The following is a 14,151-nucleotide window of genomic DNA, read 5'->3' as shown; positions in this document are numbered from 1 at the left end:
ACAGGTGCAGGGGGAGACGGAGCGATGCCGATCCTGTTCACCACCGACGGAAGCCCGGACCACCGCCGGCTGGCGCGGTGGCAGGACATCGTCTGCGACGTCTATGTCGGGCTCGACTGTACGTCCGATCTCGGCAGCGCGTTTCGCGGCTCGGTGACCCACACCGCGTTGGGACGGGCTGTCTGCTCCGAGGTTGCCTCGGACCGGCAGCGCGTGCACCGGACCTCGCAGCGGATCTCCCGGGCGGATGCCGACTTCGTTCTCGTCGCATTCGGACGTGAGGGAATCGGCGGCGTCGTCCAGGATGGCCGCGACACCGTGATCCGGCCCGGCGAGTTCGCGATCTACGACACGACCCGCCCGTATGAGCTGCAGTTCGACGCCGCGTTCAAGCAGATCGTGTTCAAGCTCCCGCGCGAGATGCTGCAGCGCCGGATCGGCCCGACGGAGACCGTGACGGCGATCAGCTTCGGCCCCGACAGCCCGCTCCAGCCCCTTGCCCATGAGTTCATCGTCAGGCTCTGCGAACGCGCCGAGCACATCGGCCCCGAGCATGCCGAACCTCTGGCCAACCAGGCCGCCGACCTGCTCGCCATGACCTTGGCCGAGCGGCTGCGCGCACAACCCCTGCCCGCCTCGAGCCATCGCGCAACGCTGCTCTATCGGATCAAGGCGCACATCCGCACCCGACTATCCGACGCCGGCCTCTCACTGCCGGAGATCGCACGCGAGCTCGGGCTATCGACGCGCTACGTCAATGATCTGTTCTCGGACGAGGAGACGTCGTTCCAACGCTTCGTGCTGGCCGAGCGGCTCAAGCAGTGCCGGCGCGATCTCGGCTCGCCGATGCTGGCGCATCGTCAGATCAGCGAGATCGCGTTTTGCTGGGGCTTCAATGACCTCTCGCATTTCGGCCGCGTGTTCCGCGAGCAGTTCGGCCTGTCGCCACGCGAGTGGCGGCGCAGCGCCGTAAAGCGCTGAGCTGGCCGCAACGCGCCCGCCTCACGCGCCTCGTGGCGCTGTTCGCGCCCTCGGCTTGTGCGCGGTGGCGCCCTGCCGTCAGCGCGGCGGATCGGCGCGCAAGGCGTCGACCAGCCAGTCACGAAAGGCAAGCATGCCGGACGTCGGTTCTTTCGACTTCAACCAGGTCAGCCAATAAGAACCGGCGGCGACCCCAGCCGCAAACGGCCGGACCAGCCGACCCGTCTCGAGCTCGCAGTTGAACATGGCGATCGGAACCAGGCCAACGCCGACGCCGCGCGCGGCCGCTTCGGCCATCGCGACGGAGCTGTCGAAGATCGGCCCCTGGATCATCGGGCATGGAGCGCCCGCGACTGCAAACCATAATGGCCATTCCTCGGCGCGATACGACCGCAGGAGATTTTCGCCCGCGAGGTCCGACGGCGCGCGCAGACGACTCGCGACATCGGGATGACAGACGGGCGACAGCGGGGCAGACATCAGATGGATGGCCTCAGTGCCGTGCCAGGATCCGTCGCCGAAGCGAAGCGCGATGTCGAGCCCGTCTCCGGCGATATCGATGCGGTTGTTGTTGGTGAGGAGGCGCAGGTCGATATGGGGGTGCGCATCTCGAAAACCGTCGAGGCGTTGCAACAGCCATCCCGTTGCAAAGGTGCCGACACAGCCGACGGTCACGACCTCGCGGGTTCCCTTCGCTTCGATGCGATCGATCGCGCCGCTGATGCGACTGAACGCATCGTTGAGGACGGGAAACAGAGCCAGGGCTTCGTCAGTCAACGTGAGGCCACGCGGCAGGCGCCGGAACAGGTGAGCGCCCAACATCTGCTCGAGCTGTTTCACCTGGTGACTGATCGCGGTCTGCGTGACCCTGAGCTCCAAGCCTGCCTTGGTGAAGCTCAGATGCCGGGCGGATGCTTCGAAGGCCCGCAAGGCGTTCAAAGGGAGATGGCTGCGGATGGGCATGATGACCAAGTTCTGCTCATGGCTCGACGAATAAATGATCGTTTGTCAGTCGTCACCTCGTTCGGCAGGTTCGCGCAGTCACTGGAGAATGAACATGCTGACGAGACGGCATCTGGGTTTTGGAATCCTCGGGATGGCGGCTGCGGCGAGCGGGCTGCCATCACCTGCGGCGAAGGCGGCGGCCGACCGAAGGGCGCATCTGGAAGGGGAACTCGCCCGCATCGAGCGCGAGAGCCTCGGACGGCTCGGCATCGCCGTCCTCGACTCCGAAAGCGGGTTCGAGGCGGGCCTGCGCTCGGCCGAGCGCTTTCCGATGTGCAGCACGTTCAAGTGTCTGGCTTCCGCGGCTGTCCTGAAGCGCGCCGACGCCGGCGAACTGCATCTCGACACGCGCGTCCCGTTCGAGGCGAAGGATCTCGTAACATATTCGCCGGTGACCAAGGAGCACGTCGGCCGCGGCATGACACTCGCCGAGCTCTGCGAAGCTGCGCTCACCCAGAGCGACAACACCGCGGGAAATCTCCTGTTGCGGCAGATCGGCGGTCCTGCGGGTTTGACGCGTTTTGCCCGATCGATCGGCGACGAGATCAGCCGCCTGGACCGCTGGGAAATTGAGCTCAACGAGGCGCTGGCCGACGACCCTCGCGACACGACCAGTCCGGCCGCCATGCTACAGAACCTGCGCCGCGTGCTCCTTGGCGAGGTCTTGTCGACGAATATGCGCCAGCGATTGACGGACTGGATGATCGCCAACAAGACCGGCGACACTCGGCTTCGCGCCGGTGTGCCGCGTGACTGGCGCGTCGCCGACAAGACGGGCGCTGGGGACCGCGGCACGACCAACGACATCGGCATTCTCTGGCCCCCGGGCCGCAAACCGGTTCTGGTCACGGCCTATCTGACTGGTTCACAGGCGTCTCCCGAGGATCGCAACGCAACGATCGCGAAAGTCGCGCGGGCGGTTGCAGACGTCGTGATGGGACAGGCTGGGTAGTTCCAGCATCCGGCTTCCGAGCCCCTCCGGAAGCCGGACATCAGACCCAAGATGTTCGCCATGGCGGCGCAACGATTGGGCAGGCTAAGCTGCGGCCGGCCCACGTCATCGGAATGTGCGGCCGCTGCCGGGATCGATCCGATGCGCCGCTTTGCCATGAAGGCCCTGTTCTCCCTGCTGACCTTGCAGCGGGACGACGAGACACAGCTGCGCTGGGACCGGATCGTCCTGATCGGCTCGACCCTGGTGACGATCGGGCTGATCGCCCTATATGCCTATAGCAAGGCCGAGGGCCGCTGGTAGCCGGGCGCAAGACACGCGAGAACGAGTTCATGAGACGACGAATGGGGTCCGCCTGCCTGCTGCTGGCGTTCGCGTCGACCGCCAGCCATGCGCTGGACAGCGAGCAGAAGCGTGGAAAAGCGCTCTTGCAAAGCCTTTGCAGCCGATGCCATGCGGTAGGTCTCACAGGCGCCAGCCGGCACCCCGACGCGCCCCCGTTCAGGACCTTCGGTGACAGCAAGCTCTACGACGAGGATTTCGCCCAGCGGCTGCAGGCCGGCCTGTCGACCATTCACAAGGACATGCCGAGCTTCCAGTTCGATCGCGCCGAGGCGGAGGCCGCGGTCAATTACCTCAAGGCGATCCAGGTCCGCCCCAAACGGCGGTGACGCGCCGGCGCGCTCCGCTGGCGTGAAACGGGACTTGTACGGCCCGGTTGCCCGTTCCCGTTCATTGTCCGCGGCCCGGCTGCGACCGGAGCCCGCATGATGACGCCGACGACCACGGGTCTGCACGCCGACGGACTGCCGCTGCCGCAGCGCACCTGGGCGATCGTGACGATCGCCCTCGGCATCGTGCTGGCCGTGATCGACGGCGCCATCGCCAATGTGGCGCTGCCGACGATCGCCCGCGACCTCCATGCGAGTCCTGCTTTTTCGATCTGGATCGTCAACGGCTATCAGCTCGCGGTGACGATCTCGCTGCTGCCACTGGCCTCGCTCGGCGAGATCATCGGCTATCGGCGGGTCTATCTCGCCGGCCTCGTGCTGTTCACGGCTGCCTCCGCCTTCTGTGCGCTGGCCGACAGCCTGCTGCTGCTGACGCTCGCGCGCATCCTGCAGGGCTTTGGCGCCGCCGGCATCCTCAGCGTCAACTCGGCGCTGGTGCGTTTCACCTATCCGCACGCTCTGCTCGGCCGCGGCATCGGCATCAATGCGATGGTGGTCGCGGTCTCCGCCGCGCTCGGTCCGACCATCGCCGCCGGCATCCTCGCCGTCGGTAGCTGGCCGTGGCTGTTCGCGATCAACGTGCCGCTCGGCATCGTCACCTTCGTCTTCGGCTTCCGCTTCCTGCCGCATACGCCGCGCGCGCCGCACATGTTCGATTGGCAGAGCGCGGCGCTGAGCGCGGTCGCCTTCGGCTTCCTGATCGCCGCCGTGGACAGCCTCGGCCATGGCGAGGCGCTGGTGACCTGCGCGATCGAGTTCGTCGTCGCCGTCACGGCCGGCGTGTGGCTGGTCTGGCGCCAGACCCACATGGCCTCGCCGCTGCTGCCGGTCGACCTGCTGCGCATTCCGGTGTTCGCCCTGTCGATCGCGACCTCGATCTCGTCGTTCTGCGGCCAGATGCTCGCCTTCGTCGCGATCCCCTTCTATCTCGAAAGCCATTTCGGCTATTCGCCGGTGCAGATGGGCCTGCTGATCACGCCGTGGCCGATCGCGGTCGGCCTGACGGCGCCGATTGCGGGGCGGCTGGTCGAGCGCGTGCCGGCCGGGCTGCTCGGTGGCATCGGTCTCGTGATCTTCGCATGCGGGCTCGGTGCGCTCGGCCTGCTGCCGCGCGAGCCGTCGGCATGGGATGTCGTCTGGCGCATGGCGCTGGCCGGCTGCGGCTTCGGCCTGTTCCAGACGCCGAACAACCGCACCATGATCGCCGCTGCGCCACGCGAGCGCGCCGGCGGCGCCAGCGGCATGCTCGGCACGGCGCGCCTGCTCGGCCAGACCACGGGCGCCGCCCTGGTCGCGATGTTCCTCGCGATCGACGCGACCGACGGCACGCGGCTGTCGCTCTTGACCGGGGTCGGTTTCGCGCTGGTCGGCGCGTTCCTGAGCATGCTCAGGCTGTCGCCGGCCGGCGCGCGCGGCGCCGAGCGCGTCCGCGTCCAGGACGGCCAGCGGCTGAAGGGCGAGTCGTGACAGCGATGACGGACTGGACGATGCTGGCCCTGCTCGCCCTCGCCGCCTTCGGCTCGGGCATCGTCAATGCGCTGGCCGGCGGCGGCGCGTTCCTGACCTTCCCGACGCTGCTTGCCGCCGGCATTCCCGCGATTGACGCCAACGCTTCCAGCACCGTCGCGCTCTGCCCCGGCCAGTTCGTCAGCGCTTGGGCCTCCCGTGAGATCTTGAACGACGCAAAGGCGCCCTGGCGCCACGACCTCGTGCGGCTGTCGATCATCAGCCTGCTCGGTGGCACGCTCGGCGCCGTGCTGCTCTTGGTCACACCGTCGGCCGCCTTCAGCCGGCTGGTGCCCTGGCTGTTGCTGTTCGCCACGATCGTGTTTGCATTCGGCATGCGCTTTACGCCCAAGGATGGCGCGCGCTGGTTCGGGCCGCGGACCATCCAGGCGGTGCAGTTCGTGATCGCGATCTATGGCGGCTACTTCGGCGGCGGCATCGGCATCCTGATGCTGGCGGCCCTGGTGTTCTACGGCATGCGCGACATTCGCGCCATGAACGGCATGAAGGTGCTGCTCGCTGCGCTCATGAATATGACGGCCTCCGCCATCTTTGCGTTCTCAGGCCGCGTGCATTGGCTGGAGACGCTGACGATGATGGGCGCTGCCATGGTCGGCGGCTTCGTCGGCGCGCGGCTTGGCCAGATCATCCCGCCGGCCCATGTGCGCCGCTTCATCATTGCCGTCGGCTGCGGCCTGACGGTGTATTTCTTCGTCAAGCCGGCCTGAGCCGGACGTCGCATCAAAGAACCTCGCGTCAAACGAAAAAGGCCGGCGCGATGGCCGGCCTTTCGTAGTCATCTCGTAGCGTCAGGCCTACGCCTTGACCAGCGGTCCCTTCGGCGCCGGCCCCTTCGAGCCGCCGCCGGACTTCGGCTTGCGCTTGCGCGCGGCCGGAACTTCGGACTTCGGCGTGACCGGGCCCTCGACGAACTCGAAGCCGATCTTCTCCTCGACGCCGGATTCGTCCTTGACGAGAACGACACGGACGTGACCGCCGCCCTTCAGCTTGCCGAACAGCACCTCGTCGGCCAGCGGCTTCTTGATGTGCTCCTGGATCACACGACCCATCGGCCGCGCGCCCATCTGCTCGTCATAGCCGTGCTGGATCAGCCAGGCCTTGGCCGGTTCCGACAGCTCGATCGTGACGTCGCGGTCGGCGAGCTGGGCCTCGAGCTGCAGCACGAACTTCTCGACGACCATTCCGATCACCTCGACGTTGAGGTGCGCGAACGAGACGATGGAGTCGAGCCGATTGCGGAATTCCGGCGCGAACTGCCTGTTGATCGCCTCGTGGTCGTCACCTTCCCGCTTCGAGCGATGGAAGCCGAACGCCTGCTTGGCCATGTCGGCCGCGCCCGCATTCGTGGTCATGATCAGGATCACGTTGCGGAAGTTGACCTGCTTGCCGTTGTGGTCGGTGAGCCGGCCGTGATCCATGATCTGCAACAGCACATTGTACAGGTCCGGATGCGCCTTCTCGATCTCGTCCAGCAGCACCACGCAGTGCGGATGCTGGTCGACGCCATCGGTCAGGAGGCCGCCCTGGTCGAAGCCGACATAGCCAGGAGGCGCGCCGATCAGGCGCGACACCGTGTGCCGCTCCATGTACTCCGACATGTCGAAGCGCAGCAGCTCGACGCCCAGGGTCGAGGCGAGCTGCTTGGCGACCTCGGTCTTGCCGACGCCGGTCGGACCCGAGAACAGATAGCAGCCGATCGGCTTCTCCGGCTCGCGCAGGCCGGCACGGGCCAGCTTGATCGAGGCCGACAGCGAATCGATCGCCTTGTCCTGGCCGAACACCACGCGCTTGAGGGTCTGCTCGAGATGCTTGAGCACCTCGGCATCGTCCTTCGACACGCTCTTCGGCGGAATCCGCGCCATCGTGGCGATCGTGGTCTCGATCTCCTTGATGCCGATCGTCTTCTTGCGCTTGTTCTCGGCCAGCAGCATCTGCGCCGCGCCGGATTCGTCGATCACGTCGATCGCCTTGTCCGGCAGCTTGCGGTCATGGATGTAGCGCGACGACAACTGCACCGCGGCCTCGATGGCCTCGTTGGTGTATTTCAGCCGGTGATAGTCCTCGAAGTACGGCTTCAGCCCCTTCAGGATCGCGATCGCATCCTCGACCGACGGCTCGTTGACGTCGATCTTCTGGAACCGGCGCACCAGCGCGCGGTCCTTCTCGAAATGCTGGCGATACTCCTTGTAGGTCGTCGAGCCCATGCAGCGGATCGAGCCCGAGGCCAGCGCCGGCTTGAGCAGGTTGGACGCATCCATCGCGCCGCCCGACGTCGCACCGGCACCGATCACGGTGTGGATCTCGTCGATGAACAGGATCGCGTTAGGATGCGCCTCGAGTTCCTTGAGCACCTGCTTCAGGCGCTCCTCGAAGTCGCCGCGATAGCGCGTGCCCGCGAGCAAGGTGCCCATGTCGAGCGAGAACACGGTCGCGGCCGACAGCACCTCCGGAACCTCGCTGTCGACGATGCGCTTGGCGAGGCCCTCGGCGATCGCCGTCTTGCCGACGCCGGCTTCGCCGACGAACAGCGGGTTGTTCTTCTGGCGCCGGCACAGCACCTGGATGGCGCGGTTGATCTCGGAGTTTCGGCCGATCACCGGATCGATCTTGCCGTCACGCGCCTTCTTGTTGAGATTGACGCAATAGGTTTCCAGCGCCTCGCCCTTTTTCTTGGAGTCCTCGTTGCCCTTGGCTTCGGTCTCCTCGTCGACGCCGCGAACCGGGCGCGCTTCGGAGACACCAGGGCGCTTGGCGATGCCGTGGCTGATGTAGTTCACGGCATCGTAACGCGTCATGTCCTGCTCCTGCAGGAAGTACGCGGCGTGGCTCTCACGCTCGGCGAAGATCGCGATCAGCACGTTGGCGCCGGTGACCTCTTCGCGGCCCGACGACTGAACGTGGATCACGGCGCGCTGGATCACGCGCTGGAAACCTGCGGTCGGCTTGGCGTCGTCGCTGCCGTCCGTGACCAGATTTTCGAACTCGGTTTCGAGGTAGTTCACGAGACTGCCGCGCAGCTTGTCGAGGTCGACGCTGCATGCGCGCATCACGGCCGCTGCATCGGAGTCATCGATCAAGGACAGAAGGAGGTGTTCCAGTGTCGCGTATTGATGATGACGCTCGTTGGCGATCGCCAGCGCACGATGCAGGGATTGTTCAAGGCTTTGAGAAAAAGTCGGCATGCGCGTCCTCTGTGGCCCCTTGCCATCATGATCGCCGCCGCCCGGTCAGGCAACAACAACCTTCGTCAAATATAGTTATAACCGAGTGCGACAAAAGACCGGCCGAGCCGCTCGATTACGGGTTCACCGGATCGTCAATGCAAAACCCGTTCCGATTGCGGCAAATCCGGCGGCGACAACCGAACGGCGCACGCCGCCGAGCGGGGAGAGATAAGGACCAGAGCGGCCGTAATTCTTCGGACGAGAAGTGAAACCTGCCCGGATTGCGCTGACCTCGTCTGCAGCAATTTGCGGCTTTCGATGCCCTTCGTCCGATGCCGATTCGCGGTGATCAATCGCGCAGCGCCCCAGCCCCCGCCCCTGGCTTGCAGATGCGCGCGTCGGCGGCCCCCTTCGCGGAGGGAGCCGGCTATTTCTTCTCCATCACACACTGCAACGGGTGCTGGTGCTTGCGGGCGAAGTCCATCACCTGCGTCACCTTGGTCTCGGCGATCTCGTAGGTGAAGACGCCGCACTCCCCGATGCCGTGATGATGCACGTGGAGCATGATCTTGGTCGCGGCCTCGACGTCCTTGTTGAAGAACTTCTCCAGGACGTGAACGACGAATTCCATCGGCGTGTAATCGTCGTTCAGGATCAGGACGCGGTAGAGGTTGGGGCGCTTGGTCTTCGGCTTGACCTTGGTGATCACGGACGTGACCGGGCCACCGGTGCCACCGGACTTGTTGTCGTTATTGCTCATCCTGGGCGCGGATCGGTTCAATCTGGAAGTTGGCTGCGACATCTTGCACGCGTTAGATATGGCTGCGAGGCTCCCAATAAAGAGTTTCCCTCGGCGGGTTGCTCTCAATAAGGGGTGCCCCCCGACCTGTCCCCTGCCGGGCCGCTTTCCGCCACCCGGTCCTGCTTTCCAGATCGCCTGTCCCAGCCGACCGGTCCGGTCGGACCGACACCGGGAATATGGGTCAGCGCCCGGTTTGCCGCAAGCGCAGGCCCGGGACGGACCGACGCTCCGGCAGGACCGATTCCCTGCCCCGGCGATGAGGCGCAAGGTTAATCAAACCGGTCGCATTTTACAAAGCCCATTCAGCGGGCATTGACAGGGAACCAGCCCGGTTGCGGGCGCGGCGCCACGCTGCGGGCATTGGCCCGGTGTTTCGCGGTTTCGATTTACCCGTCCTTGACGAAGCCGAACCGAAAACACCTGCAGAAAACCATAATTGGTGAGCGACATGACCGATGTCTCCTTCATTCGACTCTGCCGCCGCGCCGTCCGACGGTTCGCCTGCGACCGCGGTGGCAATATCTCCATGCTGTTCGCCATCGCGCTCGTCCCCATCCTGGCCTTCGTCGGGGCAGGCGTCGACTACAGCCGGCTGAACGCCGCGCGGTCGTCGATGCAGGCGGCGCTCGACTCCACCTCGCTGATGCTGTCGCGCGACCTGGCGCAGGGCACGATCAGCGCAGCCGACATCGGAACCAAGGCAAGCGCCTATTTCAAGGCGCTCTACACCAGCACGGACGCACAGAACGTCACCGTGACGGCCAGCTATACCGCCTCGACCAGCTCGTCGGCCTCCAACATCCAATTGTCGGCCAACGGTCAGATCGTCACCCAGTTCATGAAGATTGCCGGCTTTCCGACCATGGACTTCGGCGCCAAAACGACATCGACCTGGGGCGACGTGAAGATGCGGGTGGCGCTCGCGCTCGACAATACCGGCTCGATGGCATCCAGCGGCAAGATGTCCGCGCTGCAGAACGCCGTGGCCGGCAGCGGCGGGCTGATCGACCAGCTCAGCGCGCTGGCCAAGACCCCGGGCGACGTCTACATCTCGGTCGTTCCATTCGCCAAGGTCGTGAACGTCGGCGCCAGCAACTACGCCAAGGACTGGATCGACTGGACCGACTGGCAGAATCCGCCCACGATCCAGCCTGCCAATGGCTCCTATCAGGCCGCAATCCCGAACGGCAGCTACACGCAATCGCAATGGGACATGGTGGGACCGGGATCCTCCTGTCCGTTCAAGTCCGGCAACGGCTTTCCCTACTTCTCCTGCACCAGCGACCCGGCGACCGGGAGTTCGAGCGCCTCGCGGATTCCGACGAGTGGGAGCTACACGGGCTACATCTGCCCGGGCTACGATTCCGCCTCGCACAGCTATTACAACGGCTGCTGGAACAGCGTTCAGACCAGCACGCGGGTGAACTGGTGCACCGGCAGCTATTGCAGTTGCCCGACCAGCGGCAGCAATCTTCCGAACAACACGTGTAGTTGCACGGGAAGCGGATCCAGCACGGTGTGCAAGGTCAACACCTTCACCCACACCTGGGTCGCCAACACCAAGAGCACCTGGACCGGATGCGTCGCCGACCGCACCCAGCCGAACGACGCAAATGCCGTGTCACCGGCGACCTCCGACGTGACGACGCTGTTCCCGGCCAACCAGCACATGGAGAACAACATCCAGTACTGCAGCAGCACGGCCTCCACGAAACTCGCGGAAATCGTGCCGCTCAGCTACAACTGGAGCTCGCTGAAGAGCGCCGTCAACGCCATGCAGCCGACCGGCGGCACCAACCAGGCGATCGGACTTGCCTGGGCCGTCCAGTCGCTGATTCCGAACGGCGTGCTGGGCGCGCCGGCGGAGGACGTCAACACCACCTATAATCGCGTCATCATCCTGCTATCGGACGGCCTGAACACCGAGGACCGCTGGCCCGAATACGGCAACGGCTCGTCGCAAGCCTCGGGCAACCCGATCGACGCGCGCCAGGCCCTGCTCTGCTCGAACCTGAAGAACACCAAGGATTCGAAGGGCAACGCGATGTACACGATCTACACGATCCAGGTGAACACGAGCTCGCCCGCCGATCCGACCTCGGCCGTGCTGCAGAACTGCGCCAGCAGTCCCGACAAGTTCTACATGCTGACGAGCTCGAGCCAGATCGTGACCACGTTCAACTCGATCGGCACCGCATTGTCGAAGCTGCGGGTCGCCAAATAACAGAAGCGCCGGGCACCGACAGCGCTCCACCTTCAGCCAACAAAAAAGCCCGGCGCAAGCCGGGCTTTGTGCTCGCTGCAGGCGCGAACGGTCAGTGCGCGGCCGGCGGGGTGAACTTCGCGGCGATGCCTTCCAGCGGCTTGAACGCCTGCTTGGCGAGATCCGAATACAGCCCGGCGATCTTCTGCGAATCGGCGACGAAGGTCTCGTAGGCCGACTTGGCGAACTCGGTCTGCACCTCGAGCACCTTGTCGAGCGACTTCACGCCCTGGAGCTTCTCGACGAACGACTTGGTGTCCTCGAACGACTTCTTGGTGTAGTCGCCATACGCGGTGGCGATGGCCTGAAGGCCGTTCTGCACGGTGGTCGCGGAGTTCACGACGGTCTCGAACTGCTCTTTGCCGTAGTTCTGAAAGTCTTCAACCTTAAACATGTGGCATTCCTTTCCCTGATTTTGAGCGCCCTCAGGGAAGCCCCGGCTCCCTGACGCATTCATAATATAGTGCAGCGCACAAAAAAATCAAGAATCTTGTGCAATGCACCATCCCGGGCATTGCGGTCTCGACGCACCGTCGGACGCCCCAAGCCGGGGCAGTTCGGCAGAAATACCAGCCATCGCCGCAAGGTTTCTTTAATCCTTTGGCAACTCGACCGTCCTAACCTCTCCGGTGGTCCCGGCCAGCGTCGGCCGAACCGTAAAGCTGTTCTAAAACAGCGTCTTAACAAAACCTCAGTTCGAGGCCTTCGATGCTTGGCAGCGTCACGGCGCGATCGGGAGGTCCGACAGGCACGGTTACGGGGGCGTTCGGCACAATTTCGCCTTACGAGCCGGTGATCACGTCAGAAATTGGACGGGGATTTCATGCTTCGCAAAAAAATGGCTTCCTCGCGCCTGTTGCGAGTTGGCGTCTACGGACTGATCACCCTCGCGACGGCAGCAGTGGTCACGGTCGACAGCGCGGAGGCGCGTCGGCGCCATCGGCAGCATCACGCGCGTCACTCCCCCCATAATGACGAGGGCAGCTACAGCCCGGCGTTCGCGTCGATCGTCGTCGACGGCAATTCCGGCGCGACGCTGACGGCGACCAATCCCGACGCCTTGCGGCACCCCGCCTCGCTCACCAAGATCATGACGCTCTATTTGCTGTTCGAGCGGCTCGATTCCGGCAAGATGAAGCTCGACACCGAGATGCCGGTGTCCGAGCACGCCTCCGAGCAGTCGCCGACCAAGCTCGGCCTGCGCCCCGGCCAGAGCATCCGCGTCGAGGACGCGATCAAGGGCCTGGTGACGCGCTCCGCCAACGACGCCGCCGTGGTCATCGCCGAAGCGATCGGCGGCGACGAGGACGAGTTCGCCAAGATGATGACGCGCAAGGCGCGCTCGCTCGGGATGAGCCGCACCACCTATGTGAACGCCTCCGGCCTCCCCGCCGACGCGCAGATCACGACGGCGCGTGACCAGTCGATCCTCGGCCGCGCGATCCAGGACCGCTTCCCGCGGTACTACCGCTACTTCTCGACGGTGGTGTTCAATTATCGCGGCCAGTCGATCCGCAACCACAATCATCTGCTCGGCAATGTCGAGGGCATCGACGGCATCAAGACCGGCTACACCCGCGCCTCCGGCTTCAACATCGTGACCTCGCTGCGCCGCGGCAACCGCCATCTGATCGGCGTCGTACTCGGCGGCCGCAGCGGCGGCTCGCGTGACGCCATCATGCGCAACCTGCTCGCCGAAAATCTCGACAAGGGCGCGACCCGGCGCACCGTGGCGGCGATCGGCGAGCGCGGCGGCTCCGACAGCGGCGATGCCGATCAGGGCACGATGCAGCTCGCCTCGGCGGCGCCGGAGACGCCGGCCCCGAGCCGCGCCTCCAAGATCATCTCAACCCTCTCGGAAGCCACCGCGGCCCTGCCGCCGGCGGCACCGAGAGAGGCCAAGGTCGAGCCGGCGCCGATGACCTCCGGCGTGATCCAGAGCCAGCCGATGTCGATCGTTCCCGGCTCGACCGAGCCGATGAAGCCGGTCAAGGTCAGGACGGTCCAGGTCAAGGCCGGCGCGGTCAAGCTCGCGACCGCCGCGCCGCAGCCGGCCGCCCCTGCTCCCGCACCCTTCGCTCAGCGTGTCGAGGCCATCGAGCCGGCGCCGCCGATCGCCCGTACCGAGGCCCCCCGTCCCGACATGCCGCCGCAGCCGCCGGGCCATGGCACCGGCAACGGCATTCTCGGCGTGCTGCCCGCCTCCAGCCTGCCGGCAGGCTCGTCGCAGGCCATGGCCTATGCGGCGCCTCCGGCCCAGCCGGCGCCGACGCAGATCGCCTCCGCGAGCGCTGCGCCGGAGCTTCCGAGCAAGCCTTCCGTCACGCGCAGCGGCTGGATCATCCAGGTCGGAGCGCTGGACAACGAGGCCGAGGCCCAGAAGCGGATCGAGGCGGCCCGCAGCTCGGCACAAGGTCTCCTAAGCAAGGCCGATCCCTTCACCGAGACGGTCGCGAAGGGCGACAAGAAGCTGATCCGCGCCCGCTTCGCCGGGCTCGATCGTGATCAGGCCGAGGCCGTCTGCAAGAAGCTGAAGCGCGCCGACATCTCCTGCATGACCGTGCACAACTAACGCCGGCACTGATCCTGTTCCGATGAGGCCCGCGCGACACAGCGCGGGCCTTTTCGTTTGCGGACCACGCGATCGACGGCGGGACGCACGGGTGCAAACCACTCGTCAAGGATTTCCCGCTAGAACTTTTTCACCATGACGAACGATCGTGCCT

At 65.4% G+C, this 14,151-nt stretch carries 12 protein-coding genes; 8 read left to right on the top strand and 4 right to left on the bottom strand.

Features of this window, described 5'->3' with window-relative positions:
- Positions 1 to 24: 24 nt before the first annotated feature.
- Entirely contained in the window at positions 25 to 981 is a 957-nt protein-coding gene (locus QW887_RS19765; RefSeq protein WP_316175141.1) for a helix-turn-helix domain-containing protein, read from the top strand.
- 78 nt (positions 982 to 1,059) lie between these two features.
- On the opposite strand, the gene QW887_RS19760 is transcribed toward QW887_RS19765, so the two are convergent.
- Positions 1,060 to 1,944, bottom strand: coding sequence for a LysR family transcriptional regulator (locus QW887_RS19760; protein WP_315718404.1), 885 nt, complete (start codon positions 1,942 to 1,944; stop codon positions 1,060 to 1,062).
- A 94-nt stretch (positions 1,945 to 2,038) separates the two neighbouring features.
- Here QW887_RS19760 and bla point away from each other — a divergent pair, with 94 nt between their 5' ends.
- From bla to QW887_RS19735, 5 genes are all read left to right on the top strand, one after another.
- Entirely contained in the window at positions 2,039 to 2,938 is a 900-nt protein-coding gene (gene bla / locus QW887_RS19755) for a class A beta-lactamase (RefSeq protein WP_316188508.1), read from the top strand.
- Between the two features lie 141 nt (positions 2,939 to 3,079).
- The gene (locus QW887_RS19750) at positions 3,080 to 3,241 is read left to right on the top strand and encodes a hypothetical protein (protein WP_315718376.1); all 162 of its coding nucleotides are present in this window, start codon (positions 3,080 to 3,082) and stop codon (positions 3,239 to 3,241) included.
- Positions 3,242 to 3,282: 41 nt separating this feature from the next.
- Positions 3,283 to 3,609 carry a cytochrome c gene (locus QW887_RS19745; RefSeq protein ID WP_316171449.1) on the top strand — a complete coding sequence of 109 codons (327 nt, stop codon included), beginning with the start codon at positions 3,283 to 3,285 and terminating at the stop codon, positions 3,607 to 3,609.
- Positions 3,610 to 3,708: 99 nt separating this feature from the next.
- Positions 3,709 to 5,136, top strand: coding sequence for an MFS transporter (locus QW887_RS19740; protein WP_315753020.1), 1,428 nt, complete (start codon positions 3,709 to 3,711; stop codon positions 5,134 to 5,136).
- 5 nt (positions 5,137 to 5,141) lie between these two features.
- Positions 5,142 to 5,903 carry a sulfite exporter TauE/SafE family protein gene (locus QW887_RS19735; RefSeq protein WP_315827299.1) on the top strand — a complete coding sequence of 254 codons (762 nt, stop codon included), beginning with the start codon at positions 5,142 to 5,144 and terminating at the stop codon, positions 5,901 to 5,903.
- Positions 5,904 to 5,990: 87 nt separating this feature from the next.
- Here the strand turns inward: QW887_RS19735 and clpA are convergent, their stop codons facing one another.
- A complete protein-coding gene (gene clpA / locus QW887_RS19730; protein ID WP_315718374.1) occupies positions 5,991 to 8,378 on the bottom strand; it encodes an ATP-dependent Clp protease ATP-binding subunit ClpA in 2,388 nt (795 codons plus the stop codon).
- 409 nt (positions 8,379 to 8,787) lie between these two features.
- Positions 8,788 to 9,120: an ATP-dependent Clp protease adapter ClpS gene (clpS, locus tag QW887_RS19725; protein WP_008960690.1), complete on the bottom strand. Its 333-nt coding sequence runs from the start codon at positions 9,118 to 9,120 to the stop codon at positions 8,788 to 8,790.
- Between the two features lie 490 nt (positions 9,121 to 9,610).
- Here clpS and QW887_RS19720 point away from each other — a divergent pair, with 490 nt between their 5' ends.
- A complete protein-coding gene (locus QW887_RS19720; RefSeq protein ID WP_315718373.1) occupies positions 9,611 to 11,386 on the top strand; it encodes a pilus assembly protein in 1,776 nt (591 codons plus the stop codon).
- A 91-nt stretch (positions 11,387 to 11,477) separates the two neighbouring features.
- Here QW887_RS19720 and QW887_RS19715 read toward each other — a convergent pair whose 3' ends face one another.
- On the bottom strand, positions 11,478 to 11,819 hold the full coding sequence (locus QW887_RS19715) for a phasin family protein (protein WP_315718372.1): 342 nt from the start codon (positions 11,817 to 11,819) through the stop codon (positions 11,478 to 11,480).
- Between the two features lie 429 nt (positions 11,820 to 12,248).
- Between QW887_RS19715 and QW887_RS19710 the strand changes: the two genes are divergently transcribed.
- Complete coding sequence (locus QW887_RS19710) at positions 12,249 to 13,997, top strand: D-alanyl-D-alanine carboxypeptidase (RefSeq protein WP_315718371.1); 1,749 nt, start codon at positions 12,249 to 12,251, stop codon at positions 13,995 to 13,997.
- Positions 13,998 to 14,151: the final 154 nt, after the last annotated feature.

Origin of the sequence: Bradyrhizobium sp. SZCCHNRI3052 (assembly GCF_032484895.1) — a bacterium.
Lineage (GTDB): Bacteria > Pseudomonadota > Alphaproteobacteria > Rhizobiales > Xanthobacteraceae > Bradyrhizobium.
This window is presented reverse-complemented; position numbering and strand designations above follow the sequence as displayed.

What these genes read in the sequence shown, in the direction of transcription:
- QW887_RS19750 (WP_315718376.1), top strand. Translation starts at nt 3,080, where the DNA reads ATGCGCCGCTTTGCCATGAAGGCCCTGTTCTCCCTGCTGACCTTGCAG.
- QW887_RS19715 (WP_315718372.1), bottom strand. Translation starts at nt 11,819, where the DNA reads ATGTTTAAGGTTGAAGACTTTCAGAACTACGGCAAAGAGCAGTTCGAG.
- QW887_RS19710 (WP_315718371.1), top strand. Translation starts at nt 12,249, where the DNA reads ATGCTTCGCAAAAAAATGGCTTCCTCGCGCCTGTTGCGAGTTGGCGTC.
- QW887_RS19735 (WP_315827299.1), top strand. Translation starts at nt 5,142, where the DNA reads ATGACGGACTGGACGATGCTGGCCCTGCTCGCCCTCGCCGCCTTCGGC.
- QW887_RS19760 (WP_315718404.1), bottom strand. Translation starts at nt 1,944, where the DNA reads ATGCCCATCCGCAGCCATCTCCCTTTGAACGCCTTGCGGGCCTTCGAA.
- clpA (WP_315718374.1), bottom strand. Translation starts at nt 8,378, where the DNA reads ATGCCGACTTTTTCTCAAAGCCTTGAACAATCCCTGCATCGTGCGCTG.
- bla (WP_316188508.1), top strand. Translation starts at nt 2,039, where the DNA reads ATGCTGACGAGACGGCATCTGGGTTTTGGAATCCTCGGGATGGCGGCT.
- QW887_RS19740 (WP_315753020.1), top strand. Translation starts at nt 3,709, where the DNA reads ATGACGCCGACGACCACGGGTCTGCACGCCGACGGACTGCCGCTGCCG.
- QW887_RS19765 (WP_316175141.1), top strand. Translation starts at nt 25, where the DNA reads ATGCCGATCCTGTTCACCACCGACGGAAGCCCGGACCACCGCCGGCTG.
- clpS (WP_008960690.1), bottom strand. Translation starts at nt 9,120, where the DNA reads ATGAGCAATAACGACAACAAGTCCGGTGGCACCGGTGGCCCGGTCACG.
- QW887_RS19720 (WP_315718373.1), top strand. Translation starts at nt 9,611, where the DNA reads ATGACCGATGTCTCCTTCATTCGACTCTGCCGCCGCGCCGTCCGACGG.
- QW887_RS19745 (WP_316171449.1), top strand. Translation starts at nt 3,283, where the DNA reads ATGGGGTCCGCCTGCCTGCTGCTGGCGTTCGCGTCGACCGCCAGCCAT.